At 46.7% G+C, this 24,356-nt stretch carries 18 protein-coding genes and 1 CRISPR repeat array (1 of these 19 running past the window's edge); of the genes, 12 read left to right on the top strand and 6 right to left on the bottom strand.

Annotation, left to right across the window (positions count from 1 at the left end; genetic code table 11):
* A CRISPR array of direct repeats spans positions 1-89; the repeat unit is 30 nt (it extends 2,046 nt beyond the left edge of the window).
* Positions 90-213: 124 nt separating this feature from the next.
* Complete coding sequence (locus tag H3H32_RS09590) at positions 214-3,159, top strand: TolB family protein (RefSeq protein WP_182462459.1); 2,946 nt, start codon at positions 214-216, stop codon at positions 3,157-3,159.
* A gap of 77 nt (positions 3,160-3,236) precedes the next feature.
* Here the strand turns inward: H3H32_RS09590 and H3H32_RS09585 are convergent, their stop codons facing one another.
* From H3H32_RS09585 to H3H32_RS09565, 5 genes are all read right to left on the bottom strand, one after another.
* Positions 3,237-4,559, bottom strand: a complete 1,323-nt coding sequence (locus H3H32_RS09585; RefSeq protein WP_182462458.1) for an ABC transporter permease — start codon at positions 4,557-4,559, stop codon at positions 3,237-3,239.
* Between the two features lie 108 nt (positions 4,560-4,667).
* Positions 4,668-5,579 (bottom strand): ABC transporter ATP-binding protein, encoded by a 912-nt coding sequence (locus H3H32_RS09580; protein ID WP_182462457.1) that lies wholly within the window; start codon positions 5,577-5,579, stop codon positions 4,668-4,670.
* A 165-nt stretch (positions 5,580-5,744) separates the two neighbouring features.
* Positions 5,745-6,164: an RDD family protein gene (locus tag H3H32_RS09575; RefSeq protein ID WP_182462456.1), complete on the bottom strand. Its 420-nt coding sequence runs from the start codon at positions 6,162-6,164 to the stop codon at positions 5,745-5,747.
* A 106-nt stretch (positions 6,165-6,270) separates the two neighbouring features.
* Positions 6,271-7,518 (bottom strand): dicarboxylate/amino acid:cation symporter, encoded by a 1,248-nt coding sequence (locus H3H32_RS09570; RefSeq protein WP_182462455.1) that lies wholly within the window; start codon positions 7,516-7,518, stop codon positions 6,271-6,273.
* Between the two features lie 213 nt (positions 7,519-7,731).
* Complete coding sequence (locus tag H3H32_RS09565) at positions 7,732-8,190, bottom strand: SRPBCC family protein (RefSeq protein ID WP_182462454.1); 459 nt, start codon at positions 8,188-8,190, stop codon at positions 7,732-7,734.
* A 157-nt stretch (positions 8,191-8,347) separates the two neighbouring features.
* Between H3H32_RS09565 and H3H32_RS09560 the strand changes: the two genes are divergently transcribed.
* The 11 genes from H3H32_RS09560 to H3H32_RS09510 all read left to right on the top strand — a co-directional run bounded on the left by H3H32_RS09560 (position 8,348) and on the right by H3H32_RS09510 (position 23,458).
* Positions 8,348-12,349 carry a hybrid sensor histidine kinase/response regulator transcription factor gene (locus H3H32_RS09560; RefSeq protein WP_182462453.1) on the top strand — a complete coding sequence of 1,334 codons (4,002 nt, stop codon included), beginning with the start codon at positions 8,348-8,350 and terminating at the stop codon, positions 12,347-12,349.
* A 256-nt stretch (positions 12,350-12,605) separates the two neighbouring features.
* Complete coding sequence (locus tag H3H32_RS09555) at positions 12,606-12,965, top strand: LytR/AlgR family response regulator transcription factor (protein WP_240543735.1); 360 nt, start codon at positions 12,606-12,608, stop codon at positions 12,963-12,965.
* A gap of 164 nt (positions 12,966-13,129) precedes the next feature.
* Complete coding sequence (locus H3H32_RS09550) at positions 13,130-13,648, top strand: GFO_1088 family ECF-type sigma factor (RefSeq protein ID WP_182462451.1); 519 nt, start codon at positions 13,130-13,132, stop codon at positions 13,646-13,648.
* A complete protein-coding gene (locus H3H32_RS09545) occupies positions 13,632-14,417 on the top strand; it encodes a HEAT repeat domain-containing protein (protein ID WP_182462450.1) in 786 nt (261 codons plus the stop codon). The genes H3H32_RS09550 and H3H32_RS09545 overlap by 17 nt, the downstream gene beginning before the upstream one ends.
* A 239-nt stretch (positions 14,418-14,656) precedes the next feature.
* Positions 14,657-15,436, top strand: a complete 780-nt coding sequence (locus tag H3H32_RS09540; protein WP_182462449.1) for a DUF4097 family beta strand repeat-containing protein — start codon at positions 14,657-14,659, stop codon at positions 15,434-15,436.
* Between the two features lie 24 nt (positions 15,437-15,460).
* The gene (locus H3H32_RS09535; RefSeq protein WP_182462448.1) at positions 15,461-16,168 is read left to right on the top strand and encodes a DUF4097 family beta strand repeat-containing protein; all 708 of its coding nucleotides are present in this window, start codon (positions 15,461-15,463) and stop codon (positions 16,166-16,168) included.
* Positions 16,169-16,632: 464 nt separating this feature from the next.
* On the top strand, positions 16,633-20,748 hold the full coding sequence (locus H3H32_RS09530; protein WP_182462447.1) for a hybrid sensor histidine kinase/response regulator transcription factor: 4,116 nt from the start codon (positions 16,633-16,635) through the stop codon (positions 20,746-20,748).
* Positions 20,749-20,950: 202 nt separating this feature from the next.
* The gene (locus tag H3H32_RS09525; RefSeq protein WP_182462446.1) at positions 20,951-21,517 is read left to right on the top strand and encodes an RNA polymerase sigma factor; all 567 of its coding nucleotides are present in this window, start codon (positions 20,951-20,953) and stop codon (positions 21,515-21,517) included.
* A gap of 367 nt (positions 21,518-21,884) precedes the next feature.
* Complete coding sequence (locus H3H32_RS09520) at positions 21,885-22,076, top strand: hypothetical protein (protein ID WP_182462445.1); 192 nt, start codon at positions 21,885-21,887, stop codon at positions 22,074-22,076.
* Between the two features lie 109 nt (positions 22,077-22,185).
* Entirely contained in the window at positions 22,186-22,578 is a 393-nt protein-coding gene (locus tag H3H32_RS09515) for a LytTR family DNA-binding domain-containing protein (RefSeq protein WP_182462444.1), read from the top strand.
* Between the two features lie 148 nt (positions 22,579-22,726).
* The gene (locus H3H32_RS09510) at positions 22,727-23,458 is read left to right on the top strand and encodes an endonuclease III domain-containing protein (protein WP_182462443.1); all 732 of its coding nucleotides are present in this window, start codon (positions 22,727-22,729) and stop codon (positions 23,456-23,458) included.
* A 96-nt stretch (positions 23,459-23,554) separates the two neighbouring features.
* On the opposite strand, the gene H3H32_RS09505 is transcribed toward H3H32_RS09510, so the two are convergent.
* The gene (locus H3H32_RS09505) at positions 23,555-24,310 is read right to left on the bottom strand and encodes a helix-hairpin-helix domain-containing protein (RefSeq protein ID WP_182462442.1); all 756 of its coding nucleotides are present in this window, start codon (positions 24,308-24,310) and stop codon (positions 23,555-23,557) included.
* Positions 24,311-24,356 lie beyond the last annotated feature (46 nt).

Raw genomic sequence — 24,356 nt, 5'->3', positions numbered from 1 at the left:
TCGTACCTGTGGGGAATTGAAATCTTACTAAAGTGACTTTGATGAGTGCGGGGAATTTCCTTCTAATCGTACCTGTGGGGAATTGAAAACAACTAAAAAGTGAAAAAATTTTTCACTTTTATCCTCCCAATCGTACTCATCAGGAATTGAAAAATCAGGGCAACCACATACGCTGGGGCGTTTTTTCGTTAAAACTGCGTACATTGATACCGCATGTTACGAAGACTCGTCCTTACGCTCCAGCTGCTGTTCGTAGCCCTGATCGCCACGGCACAAACACTCCCGATTCTCGATCAAAATCCGGCTAGCCTTCGCTGGTATCGGATTACAACACCCCATTTCCGAGTACTCTATCCGTCTGGTATTGACTCGACCGCCCAGCGAACAGCGAACCGACTCGAAAGTTTGTACGAACCTGCCAGTGCCTCTCTGGAAAAGCAACCCCGGCGCATTTCGGTTCTGCTTCAGAATCAGACGACGAATAGTAACGGTTTTGTTACATTGTTTCCAAGGCGATCTGAGTTTTTTGCCGTGCCCCCACAAGACCCCGGTTTGTTGGGAACATTTAACTGGCTCGATCTGCTGGCTGTACACGAGTATCGACACGTTGTTCAAAATGATAAAGCCTTACAGGGCTATGGACGGGTTCTTTATTCATTATTGGGAAATCCGGGCCTGTTTTTTCCTTTATTGACCGTGCCTGACTGGTTTGCCGAAGGCGATGCTGTAAGTAACGAAACTCTCCTGAGCAATAGCGGTCGTGGGCGAATTCCGAATTTCGATTTGGGTATGCGCGCTAATCTGCTCGCGGGAAAGCCATTCGATTACCCGAAAGCGGTTGCCGGTTCGTACCGCGACAATGTGCCAAATCACTACGTATTGGGTTATTTTATGACTACATACCTCAAACGTACCTATGGTCCTGACGTCTGGAGTCGTGTTCTGAACCGAAATTACCGACGATGGCCACTGCCGTTTGCGTTTTCGGCCAGTATCAAAGACGAAACCAAGTTGCGAACGGAAGATCTGTACCAGAAAACAATGGCCGATCTGACCGAAATCTGGAAGAAACAGCAGGAAGCTCTGACCATTACACCTACGCAAAGCTTTCTGGTTAGTGTCGAGAAACAACCGTCATCCAAATCGGACTCACGGCCCGTTTTTACCAATTATCAGCATCCGCAATTCCTGACCGATTCGACCGTTTTAGCCGTAAAAAGTGGGTTGGGGGATACACCCCGGCTGGTTATCTTGTCAAAGAACAAGCCGGAGAAGGTCATTCAGGTGCAAGGCTTCCCGAATGACCCAGACTTATTATCAGCCACCGCTACCAAAGCCTGCTGGATTGAGTTTGGCTATGATCCACGCTGGAGCCAACGCGTTTATTCGAACATCCGGCTGCTCGATCTTAAAACAGGGAAGCTAACTCGCCTGTCGCACCGTGCGCGCTATATGGTGGCCACTCTCTCACCCGACAACACAAAACTGGCGGTTGTTGAGAGTACCGATCAATATAAAACCCGGCTACTCGTACTCGATGCCACAACGGGCAAGCTACTGAAGCAAATCTCAAATCCAGATAATGCTTTTTACCAACACCCACGCTGGCAGAACGACAATCGAACCTTGGTAACAGTTGCCCTTAAAAATAGCCAGAAAACCATACAGACTATTGATACTGAGTCCAATACAAAGACCGACTTACTGCCACCGGTAAACGAAAACATCAGTCATCCGCAACCGTGGGGCAAGTATGTACTTTACAATTCACCCCGGTCAGGTATCGACAATTTGTATGCAGTTGATATCAACTCTAAGCAGGTATTCCAGGTTACGTCACGGCCACTCGCAGCTTATCATGCTACTGTTTCACCATCGGGAACTCGGCTAGCGATCGAAGATTTTGCGGCTACGGGCTATCGAATTGCCGATATGCCCCTCGATCCTACTACCTGGAAAGCTGTACGTGAGCCCGTTCAGGAGCAGACCATCCGTTATTTTGGCTCATTACCCAAACAGGAACCGGGAGCTGCCCTGGGGCGCCGTATACTTAGCGATTCGAGTACTAACCCGACCGTATATAAGCCATCCCGATTCAATCGGCTGGCTCATGCGCTTAATATTTATGGTTGGGGACCCACCCTTTCCAGTACAGGGCAGGCATTGTCTGTTGGCGTAAGCTCACAGGATTTACTGAGTACGACACAGATTGGCGTGGGTTATACGTATAATCAGTCCGAACGTGCGGGTAATTTTTATGCTCTCCTGAGTTACCAGGGACTTTACCCAATCATCGATGTAAGTTTTCAACGAGGTACTCGCAGCACATCCCTTTATATTGATCGAGCCTACCCGCTCGACAGCCTGCGGACTGATCGCTGGCAATACAATCAGCTAACCGCTGGCTTTCGCCTGCCCTTGCAATTCACCAATTCAAAATACGTCCAAAGTGCCACCCTATCAGCCTATTATAACTACCTACAGGTGTCTGGCTATGATTTACCTTATCGTTATCCATCAGAAGTCGGGGGAGCCGGATCGCTTATCGCCTTAACATATGGATTCAGTTATTCGCACCTTCTTCGGCAAAGCAAGCGTGATGTGGCTCCACGTTGGGGGCAAACCATTGCTGTAAATTACCGCACAACACCTTTTGGTGGTAAGCTAACAGCCGAACAATTTGGCATCCAGGGGAATCTGTTTTTCCCTGGTCTTCTGGATCATCACTCTTTTCGATTCAGAGTGGGTTACCAGCTACAGGCACAGGGAACGTATGTATTTAACGCGCTGGTTTTCTTCCCACGTGGACAAGGCTATGTGCCAGACGACCAGATAAAGGCTGGCAGTGTAGAGTACAAGTTTCCAGTTGCCGATATGCATTGGTCATTGGGAAGGTGGCTGTATGTACAGCGTATCAAGGCAGGAGGCTTTTATGACATGACCCAGGGCCAGAGTAGCGTAGAAGTGCAGGATGTATACGGCCGTCTGCGTGGCTACGAGATTGAACATCACGATTATCAAACGACGGGCCTCGACGTGTCCTTTGTCTTTAACGCCCTTCGGCTACGTACGCCCTTCGAAGCCGGTTTCCGCACAATTTACAATGTAACTTCAGGCCAATGGCTAGTCCAGCCGTTGGTCATTGACATCGGATTTTAGAGGAGGAGGGGGAAGAAGGGAAGGTGGTGCTTTTCCGTCTGCTCCTTTCCTCCCCTTCTTCCCTTTCCTCCCTATTTTTACCCTTTATAAAACACCCATTTCGCTAATTCGCGGAAGGAGGTTTTCTTGCCATACATCAGAATACCGACGCGATAGATGCGGGCAGCGATCCAGGTTGTGCCCATGAAGCCTAGTACAAGTAAGATCATCGACAGGGCTATTTCCCAGACGGGTACACCGAATGGAATCCGAACCATCATAACTACGGGCGATGTAAAGGGAATGATGGATGTCCAGAAAGCCAGGGGGCCATCGGGGTCCTTAACGGCAATTTGCGCAAAAGCGATGGCTGCAATGATGGGCATCATGATTGGAAACATAAACTGCTGTGTCTCGGTCTCACTATCAACTGCAGCCCCAACTGCGCCAAATAAGGCACTATACAGCAAATACCCACCTAAGAAATAGAATAGGAAACAGCCAATAATCAACGGGAGGTTCAGAGTTTCAATGGCTGCCATCACGTCGGCAACGGGATTTTTAGCCGTCGACATTTTCTGCTGAACATCCTGCCCACCCGGCATTCCGTTCATGCGAGTGGCCACGGCCGATTTTGCCGTTTCCTTCTGCCCCATTAAGCTTGATCCTACGGTCATTAGGCCTACCGTCAGAACAATCCAGAGCATAAACTGTGTCAATCCAACGAGCGCAACTCCAATGATTTTACCAAGCATCAACTGAAATGGTTTCACCGATGAGATGATTACCTCAACAATCCGGCTGGTTTTTTCTTCCATTACCCCACGCATGACCTGCGTTCCATAAATCAGCACGGAAATGTAGATGAGCAATGCGCAAAAGCCGCTGATAATGGTTGTGGCAATACCATTACTACTTTTTTCTCCGGCATCGCTCAGACTGATCGTTTGAGCATCTACATTGACTTTAGCATCCTGAATAATTTTCTGTGTGATGCCCGCCTGTTCCAGTTTCTGGTTCTCGATTTCCTTTCCGATAGACCGCTCTATATTACTTTGCAGAGAAAGACTAACGCTTTTTTCGGCGAAGATCTGTACCGTTTTCGGGTACTCAATTACGTCTTTCGGGATAAAGACCAGTGCATCGTAGCCTTGCTTCACGAAGGTTTTTTTAGCCGCAGGAAGCGACTCTTTTAGATAGGCAAAATTCGTTTCGTCGTCGTTTTTAAACTTGCCCGAAAACCGGCCACTTTCATCGACTACGGCAATTTTTTTCTGGTTAATGGAGCTAACGGCTGCCCAGCCAATAATAGCATAAAAACCAAAAATGAGCACTGGCCCCAGAATCGTCATGACAATGAACGACTTCTTACGCACCCGAACCAGGTATTCTCGTTTGATAATCAGGAAAATTGTGTTCATAATTTCAATGAGTTAAAGAGAAAATGATTGAGTGACTGAATGATTGAGTGATTGAATATCCAGCATCATCGGCGCTTTATTCAATCACTCAATCACTCATTCATTCAATCACTCATTTGTTTCACCAACGGTCTGAATGAAAATGTCGTTAATGCTGGGGATATTCTCGCCAAACGATCGGACGGTAACCTGATCGAGCAGATGACGGATCAGCTCATTGACAGCCGCATCGGGGGGGATTTTTATATCGGAACGCAGGAAGCCGTCTTCGGTTTGCCGGGAGGATAATACCTCGAAAACCGTTGGCAGATTTTCCAGTACCCCCTGATATTCCACGTGGTAAGTGTGCGTTTTAAACTGCTCCTTAATAGCCCGTTTAGGTCCGTCGAGAACTTTGTGTGACCGGTTGATCAGCGCAATATGATCGCAAAGCTCCTCTACCGATTCCATCCGGTGCGTCGAGAAGATAATTGTCTTGCCTTTATCCCGCAATTCCAGAATCTCGTCTTTAATCAGATTTGCATTGATAGGGTCGAAGCCTGAAAACGGTTCATCGAGGATAATCAGGTCCGGTTCGTGCATAACGGTTGCCACAAATTGCACCTTCTGCTGCATCCCTTTTGATAGATCCTGAATCTGTTTATTCCACCAGGTTTTAATGTCGAACTTGACGAACCACGTTTTCAGTTTGTCCATCGCCTGTTTTTCCGAAAGCCCTTTGAGTTGCGCCAGATACAAGAGTTGTTCACCCACCTTCATCTTTTTGTAGAGCCCCCGCTCTTCGGGTAGGTACCCAATCCGTTTGATGTGGCTGGGATTTAAGTGCTCTCCATCCAGTATCACTTCGCCTGAATCGGGGGCCGTAATCTGGTTAATAATCCGAATAAGGGAGGTTTTACCCGCTCCATTGGGGCCGAGTAATCCAAAAATACAGCCCTTAGGTACCGATAAGCTGACGTCGTCCAAAGCCCGATGTTCAGCATACTGCTTTACAATGTGATGGGTTTCGAGAATGTTCATTTAGTTTAGGGAAGAACGAATGGTTTTGTTTCGTGGGCTCAAGCTACAAACTTAGACGGTTTAACAACAATCATTTTACGGATGAACTGCCAAACGGCTATACAGACGGTCATAAAAAAGGCCGCAACCTGTGAGATCGCGGCCTTTTTATGAAATTAGTTGTCCTTAAGCTTTCACAACAATCGTTTTCGCCCATTTATCGCCAAAGCGTTTGCCTTCATCGCTAAACACCATAAGCGCGTCGACAAAGCCAAAGAACGGAATTAACAGGGAAACCTGCCGTGTGATCGATGTTCCATAATCGCCAACCAGGCTAGCGCCTGTATCTTCTTTGATGGCTTTGATACCCATTAGTTTTTTCCCGACACTCTGCCCGCCCAGAAAGCCTCCTGTTTCGGGTAGTGCATCTTTGGTGAGCAGATAAGCGATTGCAATAGCATAGCCAACCATGCCCAGCTTGTAGGATACGATAATTAATATCCAGCAAGGTATGTAGGCGATAATACTGTCGATAAACGCGGCAATGAACCGCTGCACAGGCGTAGCCTTAGTATAGGTACTGAGTGGGGTGTAAGAGGGCTGCACAAACTTAGGGGTTTAGGTGAAACAATATATCTGGCAATTGCTTCTCTAACCTACGAAATGCACGGAGAATACCCATGCATTCCTCCCTAAACGGCAAATCCATTTATCAAGCGGTAACTTCGTCAGTTTCAACAGGCTGTGTTCTGAATTCTCCCTCCCACTTAGAGATAACACAGGTTGCTACCGCATTACCCGCTACACTGGTTGCCGAACGTCCCATATCGAGCACCTGATCAATTCCGAGCAAGAGAGCGAGCCCTTCAATAGGCAAATTGAATAAGGACATTGTGCCAGCAATAACCACCAACGAAGCTCTGGGCACACCGGCAATCCCTTTGGAGGTGATCATCAGGGTCAGCATCATGGTAATCTGTTGCTCAAGACTCAGTGGCACGTGATACGCCTGCGCGATGAAAGCCGTAGCAAAGGTCATGTACAGCATCGACCCATCGAGGTTAAAGGAATAACCCAAGGGCAAGACGAACGAAATAATCCGCTCCGAGCAACCAAATCGACGTAAGGCTTCAATCGTTTGCGGAAACGAAGCTTCTGAACTAGCCGTACTGAATGACAAAATAACCGCAGAACGAATTTCTTTCAATAAAGCGATGTACGGAATGCGTACAACGAGACAAATGGCTGCCAGCACGACGAAAATAAAGAATAACAAGCCGCCAAAAAAGCATAAAATCAGATAAACATAGCCACCCAAAATACCCAGACCCTGTTGGGAAACGATTGCAGCAATAGCTCCTAATACACCAAAAGGCGCAAAGGACATCACATAGCTGGTAATTTTGAACATAATGTGCGAGAGGGCATCGAGGGCTTTTATCATGATTTTTCCCTGTGCGCCAACGGCACCAACAGCAATACCGAAAAAGATACTAAAAACGACAATCTGAAGAATTTCATTCGATGCCAGTGCATCAATAAAACTGGTCGGAACAATGTGCTCAATAAAGGTATTGAACGACATTTTCTGTGCGGTCACGCCAACATCAGTGCCCTTGGCAGGCAATTGGGGTATATTCATCACTTCGCCAGGCCGCATAATATTGACGACCAGCAAGCCAACAATCAGGGATAGAATCGTAGCAAAGTAAAAATAAGCCAGAGTTTTCAGGCCAATTCGCCCAACCGTTCCGAAATCGCCAAGTTTAGCAATACCTACCACTAGGGTGGCAAATACAAGGGGCCCAATAATCATTTTAATGAGCCGTAAAAAAATCTTGGACAGAATATTCAGGTCACTACCCGAAAAGCCTGAGCCGGTATCTGGAAAAAAATAGCCAATGGCAATACCGAGCACCATGCCCAGGAAGATTCGTGTTGTGAGATTGGGGAGTTTCATGAAGCGTGATTAAAGGAATCTTAGTCTAACAAATGTATAAGAATCCGTGAAATCCCGAAAATACACATCCATCGGTTACAAAGCCAGCATAAACTAAAATTTGCCCGTTTAGTTATAAAGGTGACGGGAATAACCGCCTTTTTTTGCATGTTCAGTTTCCCTGTCGTATTTATGCGACTAAATCAGTGGACTAAATAAACAAAGCCCATTAACTCATAAACGACCGAATACTCTACGATAAATAGGTTTTCGGCACACAAATTGAAACCACATGACCGGATATAGTAGATAATTGGTAAGCAAAAAAGGGGTTCGAAAGGTTATATCATCGATAATAACGGTATGTTCCTGACCAGTTGGGGCATCAACGAACCGGCGAAGTCCATGCCGGTGATGCCAATAACTCAGAAAAAACGGAAGCTTAGTGCCCTGATCAATAAAGTAAATTTCTTCGGTCCCCGTTTGTTGATCAACAATCTGACTAATCCAATCCTGGCGAAACAGAAAAAAGTTTAGCTGTAAATGAACAACATCACCCGTTAAACACCCGTCAAAGCGTACTACGTTTACGGGTGGAAATAGCGGGGTAAGCTGTTCAAACAGACTCCGGTTAAAGCCAGCCCAGGTTTCCGATAAGGGTTGATCAACCGGGGTTTCAAAAAAAATATGCATAAGAAGGGCACGAGTTGTGGAGCGAAAAGCAAAAGAATCTAGTTACAAGAAACAAAATACCGCTATATTCAAGTTGCCGAAAGCAACTAAAGGTAGCTATTTGCTTCATTATTTGTGGCCTAACCCAAGCCCTTCTGGGCAAAATCATGATCAGTTTATGCTCCGACCTACCCGTTGGTTCGTTTGTTGGCTGATTATAGGACTGCTCGGTTGGTCGAAGCTGGTGCATGCCGCTACCCCAGAACCTGAGTACCTTACAGTACGAAATGGATTGCCTCAGGGATTCGTCAACTCCATTATTCAGGACCATCGTGGGTTCATCTGGATGGCCACACGTGACGGCCTTTGCCGTTATGACGGGCTTCGGTTCCACATTTACACCCACGATCCGCAGCAGACCCAATCGCTTTCCTTCAGTAGTATCTATGAAATCCAGGAAGACCGAAGCGGTAAACTTTGGATTCGTACGGAGAATAATCACATCGATTGTTTCGATCCAGTTACCGAACGGTCTAACCGAATTTCGAACTCTCCCGCTTTTAAGCAGGCTCTTGGACGCGATCAGCTCATCGGTATCCAACCCGACCAGGCTGGAAACGTTTGGGTAGCCACGTACACCAACGGCTTTTTTCGGCTTAATGCCAATGGAACCGTATCTCACAGACAATGGGCTACCCAAAATGATTCTACGTATCAGGTCATTCACGCCCTTTTAGTCGATCACCGTGGTTATCCATGGCTGGCAACTCAGGATGGATTGGCACGCTACAATCCATCATCTAAGAAACTGGATAGGTATCTGGAAGCCCAGGGGCTACCCCAAAATGAAGTTTACAGGCTCCACGAACGCAAAAACGGACAACTGATGCTGGGCTTCCCCGGTCAGTTTGCCCTCTTCGACCCTGGTACCGGACGTGTTCAAAAAGTAGTACCGCTCCCCAATGAACCAAACCTTCCTTTATTTGCGATAGATCCTCAGGGAATCGACTACGTAAATCAAAATCGATATACCGATCAGGGTGGTCTTATTTCTTTATGGCCCGATCGAACGGCGGAGTCGCCTAAACTGGCTCACTTCTCGCCATTATCGCTACTAGTCGATCGAACCAATGTTCTTTGGATAGGACTCAATGGCGATGGTGTTATTAAATACGATCTGAACAAGCGTCCTTTCCAGACCTGGCCTTACACCAGCAATTTCCAGACCGACTGGTTAAGTCAACAACTAAACATCCCGCGCGATGCTATTCCGGTGGAAATCCGCCAGCAATCTCCCGCTGGTATTCGGTACCAGTTCGATCGGCAAAAAAAGTTGTGGATCAGTAGTCGGCAAACGATACCTTATGTATATGATACCCAACGGCAAACCTTTAGTGCGGTGCAGCCCAATGGCATCGAAAGCCGTTGGCTTCCCGACAAGGTTTTTCGGCTGACGGCACTTGCGGCTGGGGCCGAAGGCGAACTCTGGGGACTATTAGGTCCTACTAGTCAGGTTATTGTTCGGCACAATCCCGAGTTAGGCACGTTCACAACGTTCCCGCTCCCAATTCCCGCCAATCACTCTTATGTTATTACGGGAATGGTCGTTGATGGTGGTCGTATCTATCTGGCTACCGAGAATCATGGTCTCCTGCGCGCCGATCTCTCTCAAAAGCGACTCATTCATTGGCAAAATGTGGCCAGCGACCCTAACTCGCTACCCGGCAATGCTTTATTGTGTCTGGCTCAGGACCCGCTTCAGTATAAGTACCTCTGGATTGGAACGTTTGGCGAAGGGCTTTGCCGACTCAATAAAATGACTGGGCAGATTCAACGATTCACGGTTGGGCAGGGATTATCCAACAACGTGATCTATGCCATCCGGCCCGATAACAGTGGACATCTTTGGCTAAGTACCAATCGTGGTCTTTGTCGTTTCGATACCCGATCGTATGAAGTCCAGAACTACATGATCGATGATGGACTGCCTAGTGAAGAATTCAAGCAGTACTTTGACGTGTCTTTGCCCGACGGGCGTCTTATTTTCGGCGGTATCGGTGGCTACACCGCCTTCGATCCAAGTCGCATTAGCCAAGACCCCGTTAAGCCCATTGTTGTCCTGACCGCTTTGCGAATCAACAACCAACCGGTAACGGCTACTACGCCCGATTCACCCATTGAGAAAGACATCAATGAAACAACCGAAATCGTTTTAACAAACCAACAGAACTTTTTGTCCATTGATTTTGCTGCCCTTGAATTTAATCAAAGCCACAAAAATCAATATCGTTACAAACTCATTGGGTTAGACAAAGACTGGGTTTACAGTGGAAATGCGGCTACGGCGACCTACACAAATTTACCCCCAAATACGTACACATTTGTTGTCAATGCATCGAACACTTCGGGCGTCTGGAGTCCCGTTTCGCATTCGTTAAAGCTGGTTATCGAACCACCGTTGTGGGCCACCTGGTGGGCTTATCTAGTATATGCCTTACTGTTAGCAGGCGCTTTATGGCTATTTTTCAAGATACGGATTCGTCGAATCCAGCAAAAAAGTCAGTTAGAGCTTCGTGAGCAGGAATCACTGCAGCTTAAACAATTGGATGCCGTTAAAACGCGCTTTTTTGCCAATATCACCCATGAATTCCGTACGCCTTTAACCCTTATTCTAACCCCATTAGAACAAGTTCTGAACGACACGACCGATTCGCCATACCACAATCGGCTTACGCTTATTTACCGGAATGCCAACCGACTCTTACGGTTGATTAACGAACTACTCGATCTGGCGAAGCTCGATGCCGGAAATCTAACCATCACCCCCACCCCTGCCGATTTGCCCGAGTTTATCCGCCGAATTGTCGGAGCTTTTACCGAAGAAGCGCAGCGCAAACAGATTCGACTGCAACTCACGGATCAGTTTAAGCAACCTTTCTACTGGTTCGACCCGGATAAAGTTGAAAAAATTCTCAGTAATCTCATGTCGAACGCTCTGAAATTTACCGAGGCAAACGGGGCTATTACGATTTCGATACAGGTAGAACCACAAGACCCAACCGTTGCAAACTCGGCCAAAACAGATTTGGTCCGTTTTATAGTCCATAATACGGGACCGAAAATTCCAGACCAAAAACTCCCTCGTATCTTCGATCGGTTTTATCAGGCAGATCCGCTCGAAAGTACCAACAGCGGGTCTGGAATTGGGTTAGCGCTGGTAAAAGAATTAGTCGAGATGATGCAGGGCACGGTTTCGGCAACCAGTCATCCTGAACAGGGAACAACCTTCACCGTCGAACTTCCCTGCCGTCAGGCTCGTCCAGAACTCGTAGTGGCAACTCCATCTAACGAACCTGTAGCCACTACGGCAGTAGGACAGACTCCGGCCAACTCGGAACCTACAGAAGAAAAAGCACATCGAATACTGCTGGTAGAAGACAATGATGAATTGGCCGAGTACATCGTCTCTACCCTGAATGTAGAATGGCAGGTGAAGCGTGTCAGCAACGGACAGATAGGTGTAAAAACCGCCATTGCCGATGGCCCAGACCTGATCATCAGCGATGTATTAATGCCTGAGATGGATGGGTATGAACTGTGCCAACAACTCAAAGGGAATCCGGTTACCAGCCATATTCCCATTATTTTGTTGACGGCTAAAGTTTCTGTAGACAGCCGGCTGGAAGGCTTAACTGCTGGAGCCGACGACTATATAGCGAAACCCTTCCAAGTAGCCGAATTGAACGCGCGAGTTCGTAACCGACTGGAACAGCAATCCAGGATTCGGCAGCATTTCCGGACCCAGCTATTACGTCAGGGAAATCTACCCACTGCCAGTCAGGACCCACAGGATGAATTCATGAATCGCCTTTATGCTATTTTGGAAGAGCGTCTGGATGATTCCACCTTCGGTGTTGAGCCATTGGCAGCCGCCATCGGTATGAGTCGCATGCATTTGAATCGAAAAGTGAAAACCATGACGGGGCTAACCCCGAATGAACTGATTCGGATTGTACGGTTAAAACGGGCAGCGGAACTCCTCGTAACTGGTGTCTCGGTATCCGAAGTTGCCGACCGGGTAGGCTTTGACACTCCAGCCTATTTTTCTAAAGTTTTTAAAGACCAGTATCACCTTACCCCCTCGGAGTACGTCGATCAAAATCGACATGAAATTGCCTGATACTAATAAGTACTTAGTTGGCCCATCCGATTTCTTTCTTCTGAAATCAGGCACCTTTCCCTCATTTATTTGCAAACTTTCCCATTCTTCTACTGAATGTAGCTACCTCATGTTACAAATTTTATAGTACTTGTTACGAATGAGCAAGAGCCGGGAGGGCATTGCGCTTAGTATTGCGTAGGTATTATTTCTTATAATAGTTTGAAAAGTACTACGCGCAATGTCTATGTCAGTCTTTTCTTTTTCTAATCGATCCATGTCAACGGATTGGCCTCCACTTAAGCTTTATCTTCGAGAAACGGGTCGACAGTTTTTTTCTGTGTCAGACTTAGTGTATTTGCAGGCTGTTGCTAATTACAGCTGGCTCAACTGGGCAGATGGTCGCCGAATGTTGATGCCACGCACACTCAAATACTACTCGCCCCAACTCCCTAATGAATTATTCATTCGGCTCCATCGTAATTGTGTGGTCAATCGCCAGTTTGTGGAACGACTGGAACGCACCGAAACGGGTGGGCTGGTGCATTTAAGCACAGGCGAAGTGCTCCCTGTTTCACGCCGACGCTGGAGTCTGGTTCGACGTCAATTAGCCAGCCAGCGCGCTTACGTGAGTTAATTAATTTCTACCGTTTATTTCGAGGTCTTTACCTTGCCTCATTCCGACTTATGTAGCGGGATGGCTCAAGGTAAAGACCTTTTTTTGTTGGTACCCATTTAATTCCTGAAAAAATTCTCACCACGCTGTAATGTTTTTCGGGCATAGTCGTCTATGTCATTGATATGGATCTACAAGTCTTCAAACAACGCATACTTCCGGTGCAGGGCCGTCTTTTCCGATTGGCTCAGTTGTTTCTTCGCAACCGCGAAGAAGCCGAAGATGCCCTACAGGATGTGTTGCTCCGGCTATGGACCAATCGACAACAGTTAGATGCCTATCATAGTGTAGAAGCGCTGGCGGTTCAGATGACAAAAAATCTGTGTCTGGATCGGTTAAAGTCACATGCTAAAACGAAATCAACCGATGACTCCGCCCTTTTTGGGGTCGCCACGGAAAACGTTTCACCCTATCGGCAGGTAGAATTAACGGATAGTGCCGACTTGATTCGGCAGTTAATGAATGAATTACCAGATCAGCAGAAACTGGTGCTTCATCTGCGTGATGTGGAGGAGTATTCGTTTGAGGAGATCGAACAGGTTACTGGCCTCAGCGTTAATAATATTCGGGTGATTTTGTCGCGAGCCCGCCAACGTCTGCGCGACAATTACTTAAAAGTCAATGATTATGAAGCAGGACATTGAAAAATTACTGGAGAAATATTATGAGGGTGAAACGAGCCTGCAGGAAGAAAAAGAATTGCGGCAGTTTTTTCAGCAGGATAACATCCCAGAGCACCTGATGTCGCATGCTGCGCAGTTCCGTTATTTTGCCAGCACTAGGACGCAGCACCCTTCATTAGCCTTTACCACTCAGCTAGCCAAAAAACTGAGCGCCCCAGAACCCAGCCGTATTTTTGGTTTGACAAGCTGGAGTCTTCGCCTGGCAGCAAGCGTGGCGCTGCTTATTCTTGGTTTTGGTGCCGGGCTGTTTTATACGAGTTGGCGATACGGTACAAACGACATGGCAGCATCCTCGACTGATGCTGAGCCTGCTCTGGCAATGAAAAAAGTGCTGACTTTCGAGCAACTCGCTAAAACGTCAGCCAGCGAACGAATTCAGGCCGTTAATCAGAGTTACGAACTCACCCAGGTTGATCAGGAAATTACCCAACTCCTGATCAATACTCTGAACTTCGACGCCAATGTCAATGTGCGTCTGGCAGCTTGTCAGGCACTCGTTCGCTTCGAAAACGAACCCGATGTACGCGAAGCGCTAATTCAATCGCTTAAAATCCAGACTGATCCCAATATTCAGATCACCCTGATTGACGCCCTGGTAGCCATTAAAGAAAAACGAGCCGTCGACGAAATCCAACGACTTGTACAGGATCAAAAAGTACTGGATATCGTGCGCCAGAAAGCCGAAGAGGGTATTAACCAATTAACTCACGAAGCTAACACAGTTTCTTAGCGACTTGATTCTGTGGATTCTAAGAGATTCTATCGATTTAATGAGCCTTGATTATCAAAGAAATAGAATCCAAAAAATCGATAGGAACTAAATGGGACCAGTACTAGTGCATCTGCCCTGGGTAGAATCCAAGAATCAACAGAATCTCTTTAAATCCACAGAATCAATAGCATCTAAAGCCCCCAGTCAGTACACAAATACAATTCAATTACCTTAAACAACCGCCTTGGCGGACTACTATGAAAAAGCTCCTTTTAACGAGTGCAGGATTCCTATGCCTTTTACTGAACGCCCAGGCTCAGGAATACAAAACCAAACTAACGAATTCGAAAGATCACAAAGTGACGCTTGAAATCGATGCTGGCGACATCAAGATTGAAGGACACAATAGCGACGAAGTACTGATTCAGGCTTCATCAGGCTACGAAGCGCCACCCGAACGGGCTAAAGGTCTGAAACCACTCTATTATCAGGCCGTCGATAACTCAGGCATCGGTTTGGCTGTAACTCCTGAAAATGGTGGATTGAAAATTGAAAAAGCAACCCGAAAAGCTATCAAATACACTATTAAACTTCCGCGTAAAGTGGCCATTCTCTATACGCAAACCAACTGGCAGAGTGCTGGCGTGAGCATCAGCAATATGGATGGCGATCTGGAGGTAAAAACCAATAATGCCTCCATTGAACTGACGAATGTAACGGGCCCCATCGTAGCCAATACCACCAATGGCGAAGTAAAAGTGGTGTATTCGAGTCTGAGCCAGGAAAAGCCAACAGCTATATCGACCATCAACGGGGCTATTGATATCACCATGCCTAACGCTTCTAAAGCCAATTTGAAACTACGGTCGATTCAGGGAGAAATGTACACGGACTTTGATCTGGGTATGAAAGCATCCAAAGAGGGTATGCCTAGAGTTGGGGGTGGAAACAACATCGATGGTAGCATCAATGGGGGTGGCGTTGAGGTTCAACTCAAAACCATCAACAGCAATATATACGTCCGTAAGCAAAAGTAAGTCCCATTAACTTCCCTTACTCAAATGAAAAATCCCTTATTCCTCCTAGTTCTGGGCTTATTTAGCTTCCTTATTCAGCCTATTTTCGCCCAGAAAATCATTGAAAAAACGCTGTCAGTCACTACCGATCAAACGGTTAATCTCAACCTGAAATTTGCCGACAGCATCAAAGTTCGTTATTGGGACAAACCAACGGTATCAGTCCGAATTGAGGTAACCATCAACGGAGGCAAACTAAATGATGCCTTCCAGGTGACAACCGGGTCAACAACACAGGAAGTCAGTATAAAGACGGATTTCGATCAGGAGATGTTGAAGCAAGGTAAAGCCGAAGATTGCCCCGACCATCGTCACTCCTGGAGTTCTGACAAAGATGGCCACCGGTATTACGTCTGTAGCACACTCAACTACCAGGTATTCCTGCCCCGACAAGCTCAATTGAAGCTCGAAACCATTAATGGAAATATTGATATTCAGGGAGCAAACGGACCCGTATTTGCCAAAACTATCAGCGGTTTCGTGGACATGAGCTGGCCTAAATCGAAAGGGGCAAACGTAGCGATGAAAACCATCACGGGCGAAGTCTATTCGGATATGGATATTAGTTTCAAAAATAAGAAGGAAAAGAACCCAATTGTTGGCTACCAGTTGGAGGGAGTCGTCAACGGTGGCGGGCCAAACGTACGATTGGAGTCGATCAGCAATAATATTTACCTTCGACGGAAAGACTAGTGCTCTTCCAAAATAGTTTTTTTGATTCTACTAGATTCTTTTGATACTAGAGTCTTGATTATCAGAATCGATAGAATCTACAGAAACTATAGAATCTAAATTGGAAAAGTACTAGTCTGTACCGGCAAGTTGGGTTTATTCTACATATAAAAATAAATCTGAGTTTTTTTGTCATTCCGACAAAGGAGGAATCTCAACGTTGCTTATTAGTCAAGCTTGAGATTCCTCCTTTGTCGGAATGACAAAAAATAGGCAGTTTTAGCTAAAATAGAAAAACCCAAACAGGGCCTTAGGAGCTCAAAATAAAGGTGTTAACTCAGTTACGATTTAGCTCATTTCAGACACTCATTTAGTATCATATATCAAGAAAACTATCTCTATATTTGACAGACCAAGGATTTGCACCTATAAATCAATCGAAAGAATCTGATTTTCCGTAGTTAGCTAACTAATGGTTTGCCCGAATGCGATTCCTCTTCCTACTCTTCGTTAGTCTTCTTCCGATTACACTGACTGCCCAGCAGAAGGGCTGGCAGGAAATTACCATTTCCGATGGCCTCTCGCAGGGCATGATCTTCGGGCTGAAGCAGGATAAGAAAGGCTTTATCTGGGTAGCTACCAAAGACGGACTCAATCGATACGACGGCCACAATTTCACGGTATTTACCCACGATCCGGCAAACGAATACAGTCTCTCGGCCAATTATTGCTCAGCGCTTCTAGTCGATAAACGTGGACGACTCTGGATAGGCACCCTCAATAATGGGTTAAACCTATTCGACGACCGAACGCAACGCTTTTATCACATCAGTATCCACGGTCAGGCAACCGTTAATGCTGGAAACTATGAGATTCAACTGCTGACGGAAGACCCTCAGGGCAATATTTGGGTGAGTACGAATCAGGGCAAGCTGGTTAAAATCACCTTACCGAACTCACTAAAAACGGACTTCCCGGATAAAGCCGACTTTACCGATCAGGTCCAGGCTCAACTGATTACGATCCCTCAGATAGGTGTTACTGGTGCTATTAACCACATCAGTTTTCAGCCAGGCGGACAATCCCTGATTGGGAGTTCGTTTAACCTGTATACGCTCAACTGGCATCGACCCCAGGAAGCTACGAGAGTCATCGGGGTCGCAGAAAAATTCACCGAATTCTTTTCAACCTATTATGACGCGCAACATGACTGCTGGATTGCCAGTACATCCGATCAGATCATTTGCTTGAAACAAGATAGGATTAAGACAATACCTTTACCCAGAAAAGGCTACTCAAGCGTTTATTTAAAAGCGATCGACGCCAACACGCTGGCCATTACAACAACTGATTTTCTGTGGGTAATGCCACCCAGCGAACTGGAAAAGCAGGACAGTCTGACAGCCCGCAACGCATTTGTTGCGATGCCTCCAGCAGTCTATGCAATTACCGATTTGCTGAAAGATCAGACAGGAAACATCTGGGCAGGCACGAGTGGCTATGGGCTTCGAAAATTCAATCCTAAAATCCGGCAATTCCATTCTTCACTTCCCAATACGACGCTCTCTTTCCTATATGTTGATCAGCAGGGCCGAACTTACGTGCGCCATGAATTCGCCTACGAACAACTCGACCGATCAACCAATCGACTAAAGTCATTTTTACCGAACGAATTGCCGCCTGCCGATAAACGACAGCGGTATATGATGCAAGATCGTCAGGCCACATTCTGGGTATCGAATACCAATTTCCAGACGCATGCCATGCATTTGTTCAAGTTTTCTGCGGATTGGAAGCTTCTCAAAAAGTACCCACTACCCACCAACACATCATTTGGTTTCTATACCAATCAGACCATCAAGGACAAAGATGGTATGTTATGGATTGCTGCTCTCAACGGCATACTCCTCCAGTTTGACCCCAAAACAGAAACGTTTCGGACTTTCTCATTCCAAAGACTTTTACCCCAGAAAGGAGCTGAAATTGATACCCAAACGCTCTATCTCGATCAGGCGGGTACGCTCTGGATTGGCACGACCAACGGACTGATCCGGGCCGTTCATCTACAAACTAATCCCGTCTTTTCGCAGTACAAAAATAATGCGGCTAATGCTCAGAGTCTGAGTAATGATATGGTTTCCAGTCTACTCGACGACCCTTATCAACCCAATCGCTATCTCTGGGTGGGCACCAAAGGTGGCGGGCTGGATCGCTTAGACAAACAGACTGGTCAGTTCGAGCATTTTACAGAAGCACAGGGCTTACCAAATAAAGTCGTTTATGGCATTCTGGCCGATGAGTTCCGAAATCTCTGGCTGAGCACCAACCGAGGGCTGGCTCAGTTCAATCTCAAAACGCATCAATTTCATAATTACACCAAGGAAGACGGGCTTCAGGATGATGAATTCAACACAGGTTCCTTTTTTATATCGGCTTCGGGTGAGCTACTTTTTGGCGGAGTAAACGGACTTACAATTTTTAAACCCTCGGCGGTAAAACCACTCATCGGGCCACAGCCTCTTGCGAATATCATTAATCTGAAAGTCAATAATGAGACGGTTAAGGTAAGGGCTCCCGACGGTATTCTAGCTCAGGGTATCGAATACACCCAACGGCTTGATTTGTCGCACAACCAAAACCTCCTGACATTCGAATTTGGCGTGATGGATTATACCAATTCGGCCAAAAACCGCTATCGCTATCGGCTGGATGGTATCGACAAGATCTGGGTGGAGGCTGGCACCAACCGTTTCGCCAACTATGCTCAACTTCCGGCAGGTAACTACACGCTTCAAATGATAGGCTCGCCCGATGGCGAGGTCTGGAGTAAACCGGTCGACCTGCACATTCGCATTCATCCGCCATTTTATCGCACCTGGTGGGCCTATCTTCTTTATGCCCTTGTTCTGATTATTATTAGCTGGCAGTTGTATACTTTTCAGAAACAACGGTGGCTGCTTCAGCAACAAGTTATTTTTGAGAAGCAGGAAGCCGGTCGATTAGCCGAACTGGATGGTTTGAAAACCAAATTTTTTGCCAATATCTCGCACGAATTCCGAACACCACTCACCCTCATTCTGGGACCATTGGCCGACCTGAAACAGCGTTTCCCAACCGAAACCGTGTTGGGTTTGATGGAGCGCAACGGCAATCGGTTATTGAGTCTGATCAACCAGCTCCTTGATCTGAGTAAGCTGGAAGCGGGTCAGCTAAAGGCCGAACCCGAATCGGGCGATGTGGCATCCTTTTTTCAAATGCTCGCCAGTTCGTTTAGTTCACTGGCCGAGAGTCGGCAGATTTCATTTACATTCTCGCAGAATAAATCGGAGCACTGGGCCAGTTTTGATCGCGACAAGCTTGAGAAAATAGTCACCAACCTTCTGGCCAACGCCTTTAAGTTCACCCCTGCAGGTAAGGAAGTGCGTATGCAGGTTCACTATCCTGACTCAACCACAACGGGTACCTTGCGATTTAGTATTGAAGATACAGGTATTGGCATCAACAAAAAGGACCTGCCCCATATCTTCGAGCGCTTCTATCAACGGTCCGCCGTTGCGGTTCCAGAGGAGCCAACCCGTAGCTATGAAGGTACGGGTATTGGGCTGGCGCTGGTCAACGAATTGGTAAAAATGCTGGATGGAACGATTCAGGTAACCAGCACTGAGGAAATAGGGACGACTTTTACCGTTACCTTGCCCCTACTAATAGTCTCATCGGAAGGTCCATCACCCCGGTCTGTGAGGACACAGACCGATTTAATCACACAATTCCACCAGCAACCCATTGAGACACAGGCCGAGGATGTTAAAACGCTAGCACCCATCTCCGAAAACATCCTGTTGGTTATCGACGATAATGCTGATATCCGGGCATATGTTCGCAGCATTTTTGAAACTGATTATCACGTCATTGAGGCTGTCGATGGACAGGACGGGCTGGAAAAAGCCACGGCTCTCCTCCCCAATATTGTCATCTGCGATTTGATGATGCCCCAGCTCGATGGATTCGGCTTCTGCCGAACGTTGAAAACTCAGCCAGCCACCAGCCATATTCCGGTTGTGATGCTGACAGCCAAAGCCACCGTTGAAGATCGTATCGAAGGGTTCGAACTCGGAGCCGACGACTACCTGACCAAGCCCTTTAATCGGGCCGAAATTCAGGCCAGGGTACGAAATCTGGTTGAGCAACGTCAGCGTTTACAAACCTGGTTTTCCACGAACTGGTCCGAACCGACGGATCACCTACAGCTACCAACGCCATTTACTGCCGAACAACAGTTTATCGAGCGGCTGTCGGCGCTGGTGATTCAGCATCTGGACGATACGCAGTTTACCGTTGAAGATCTGGCCGAAGCGGCAAACCTGAGTCGGGCACAACTCCATCGCAAACTCAAAGCGTTGGCCAATACCTCTGCTACTACCTTTATCCGGGATATTCGACTGAGGAAAGCAACTGAACTGCTCAATGAAGGTCAGCTGAGTGTAACTCAAACAGCTTACGCCGTTGGTTTCGACAATCTATCTTACTTTGCCAAAGTATTTCAGGAGCGCTATGGTGTATTGCCCTCTCAATACGGCAAATCAGCGCCCCAGCCCAGCTAGCCCGCCAACACGTCTCACCTGAAGCCAGACAGCCCGAATTCCGGGCTTTTTTTGATTGTATGTAACATAGGTGGTAATGAATGAAACATATGTGGTAGCACCCTAAATCGATACGCCAGAACTTGCAGCCTGATTGATGGTCAGATTGTCCATTAATCGGCTCAACGTATATCGCTTTCTTTCATAGAGTTCAACTACTGCCATGAAACAAAAACAAGCTTCAACCAAGCAAGTACTCAATCCATGTCAGCCCCTCACGTTAGACGACAATTTTGAGGAATTGTATAAGCAGTATGCCCACAAAGTGTACCGAACCTGTCTCAACATGACCAACGATTCGCTGGATGCCCAGGATTTCACCCAGGACATCTTTATGAAGGTTTTTCTAAAACGGAACTCGTTCCAGAATCGGTCCTCGTTTTCTACCTGGCTTTATGCCATTTCCTATCACTACTGTCTGGATCGGCTTAAACCAGGCAAACAGCTCAAAACCGAGCCATTGCCCACTGACCTTACCAGCCATTTATCGGAAGATGCTTTACTGGAAGAGTCGGCAGATCTGGGATTTACAGATAATGTTGACCTTCAGATCCAGGCTCAGCAACGAGCAATCAATCAATTACCCGACCACGAGCGAGCCCTTTTGCTTCTGAAGTATGAAACGGGTTTATCAATTCGGGCTATTAGTAAGCAATACAATATATCGGAAAGCGCCGTAAAGGCCCGCCTAAAGCGGACGCGGGATAAACTTCAGGCCAATCAATTCTAATTAGCAGCTATTTTATACTATTCGCCTACAAAACAAGTGCGCAATAGTAAAAATGAAACATATGTGTTAATGATTGTAACATATGTGGTAGCCTACACACCAGAAATAAAGGTACTTAGTGGCCTAATTCAACCACTCCTGGACTAAATACAGTCTGTTCAACCTTTCCAACCTTTTTTCTTTTCAATTAATAATATGCGCACACCTCTACAGGCTATTTCGTCTATTCTCAAGTCTATTCGTTACTTTAAGGCTCTAACATTTTTACGTCTTCTATCCCTAACTCAATTGCCTATTTACGCTCAGCCTTTAGCATGGCTGAGCCTAAGTAAAGCTATTCCGAGTAATTCAGGGACTTGCCGAATAAATGGCTCTCCAATCGGCAAATCACGGTAACGATGAACAGCGGAGTATTTGTTGGCTCGGGGGCGAGTCGAATTTAGGCTTTATCATTACGCGAACAACGGCCAATTGGGGCAGTGTGGAAGATGACTTTACGATGACGTACGATAGCAATCTATCCAACAATGGCTACGCCCGAATTATAAATGGATTGTAAAGCGTAATCCGGTTCAACGGCAGCGCCCTGCAATCGAACCGGATTAGAAAACAAAAATGGAGAGTACCGAATTATCTATCCGTGTGAGTGTCATTTTAATCTCAACAATATGAATAATACACAGCTTAGAAAATGGACCGTCAACACATTCGATCCGCAAAACGTCCTTTATCTGATAGGGGATGTTAACTACAGCTATGTCCACCTGCGTAATGGCGAGGTAGTTCTCTCGGCCCGAACCCTAAAATGGTTCGCCCATCTGTGGCCATCTTTTGTGCGCGTTCATAAACATGCCCTGGTAAATCTGGATTACGTTCAGCATATTAGGCTGGCCCCTAATTTACGCGCTCCCAGCTACCTGATCATGCAGAATAAAACCAGTCTACCCATATCCAGGCGCCGGGTGGTATCCGTCGTGGAGCAGTTAGATCAATTGGGCAGCCCGACTAGTCAATCATCGTTTCATTCCAGTCAATCAGGTATGCATCGCACGGGCCTCTAGGAAGCTCACTCGAATTGGCTATGACGCTGGAACAGCTATCCCAATAGGCGATTTTACCAGTGAAAGGCCCTTTCGTGCACCTAACAAACATTATAGATCAGGCTGAGTTCAAACAGGCACACATGCACTTTGAACTCAGCCTGTTTACATGAACATTAATCCAGACTTAGCTACCAAAACACGCGACGCCCATGAACGGCTGAACGAACTATATGGTATTCAGGCGGTTCGAGGATACCCAGACCCCATGCATGAGCTAATCGGCACAATTTTATCCCACCGAACTACGCATGCAAATGAGGTTATTGCTTACCGAACCATGCGTGAACGATTTCCAACCTGGGAGCAAGTTCGCGATGCTCCGCTCCGAGATTTGATTGACGCCATTCAAACCGCAAATTACCCTGAGATTAAAGCGCCTTATATCCAGAATTTGCTGATCCACCTCTTTCGGGAAACAGGTGCCGCTAATATTGACTTTCTGGGTGACTTATCTACCGAAGCGGCTATGAACTGGTTAACTGCGCTACCTGGTATTGGCTTCAAGACGGCAACAATTTTACTGCTGTTCACCTTTCACAAGCCTGTGTTGCCTGTCGATACACATGTGCATCGGGTCACCCAACGATTGGGGTTAATTGGTCCGAAAGTAAGTGCCGAAAAGGCCCATACGCTCCTGTTGGCTTATTTACCCAAAGACACCCTGATTCTATTCAATTTTCACAAGCATTTTTACTGGCATGGCCAGCGCATCTGCACCTGGTATGACCCCAAATGTACCGATTGCGTTTTACAGTCTATGTGCGATTTCTACCACGCAGGCCGAATGACCTTGTTGAGTAGCACACCCGTCCGAAAGAAGAGAGCTCTAGATTCCTGATCTGCTTAATTGCCTAAACGATTACATAGTCGAATATAAAAATGCCCTGTTCATCTAGATGAACAGGGCATTGAAAATCAGGCAAATCTGTAAAAATTAACTTTTTGAACCGTACTTCCGGGTGTAGAATTCTTTTGACTGCTCTACCCAGTTATCTCGCTCGATACGACCGGGAAAGAACTCGATAATTTCGTTCACCTTGTCGATATCTTCTTTCGTGAAATTAGCAATCTGCCGGAACGTATAGATACCCAAGCTATGGAGTTTGCGCTCTAAAAATGGACCAATGCCAACGATATCTTTCAAATCATCGGCTTCAGATGCCACGGCTCGGCCAATTCGGTCGAAGTTGATCTCACTGGCGCGCGATGCAATTCTATTCAGCACAGCAGCTTCAGAGTTACCCGTTATGATGGGTGCCGGAACATCGGCCGGAACTGGTGGCTTACTAGCTGGCACATCTACGACCGGAACAACAACTGGCGGGGCAACAAATGCCGGAATATCAACTGGTGCAGTGTCAACCGGATTGACGGTCTCCACATTAATTGGGTCGGGCGTATCATCGAAGGTGAAAGCGGGAAGCAGTGGATCGGCATGCACAAACGCAGGCGGTGTTTCGACAACGGGCTGTGTACGGACTGGCACCGGCACCGTCGTTTTTCCAACTGATTTTGATCGGCGGCACTCTTCCAATTCAGCTTCTTTGTTGTCGATTGATTCACGAAGCGACCTAATTCGACTAGCAGGTATCAACCGGCCCAGCAACCAGCCAATAAATGCAGCTAATGCCAGTAAGAGTACTATTTCAGAAATAGCCACCGGGCGGCTAAAGGGATCTAATCCAAACATAATGGGAGTGAATTTTAAATGAGAAGTTTGTTTCAGGGTTCAGATT

The sequence above is a fragment of the Spirosoma foliorum genome (assembly GCF_014117325.1).
In the GTDB taxonomy this organism is placed as follows: domain Bacteria; phylum Bacteroidota; class Bacteroidia; order Cytophagales; family Spirosomataceae; genus Spirosoma; species Spirosoma foliorum.
Note: the sequence above shows the minus strand (reverse complement) of the source record. Positions and strands in the feature narration are given on the sequence as shown.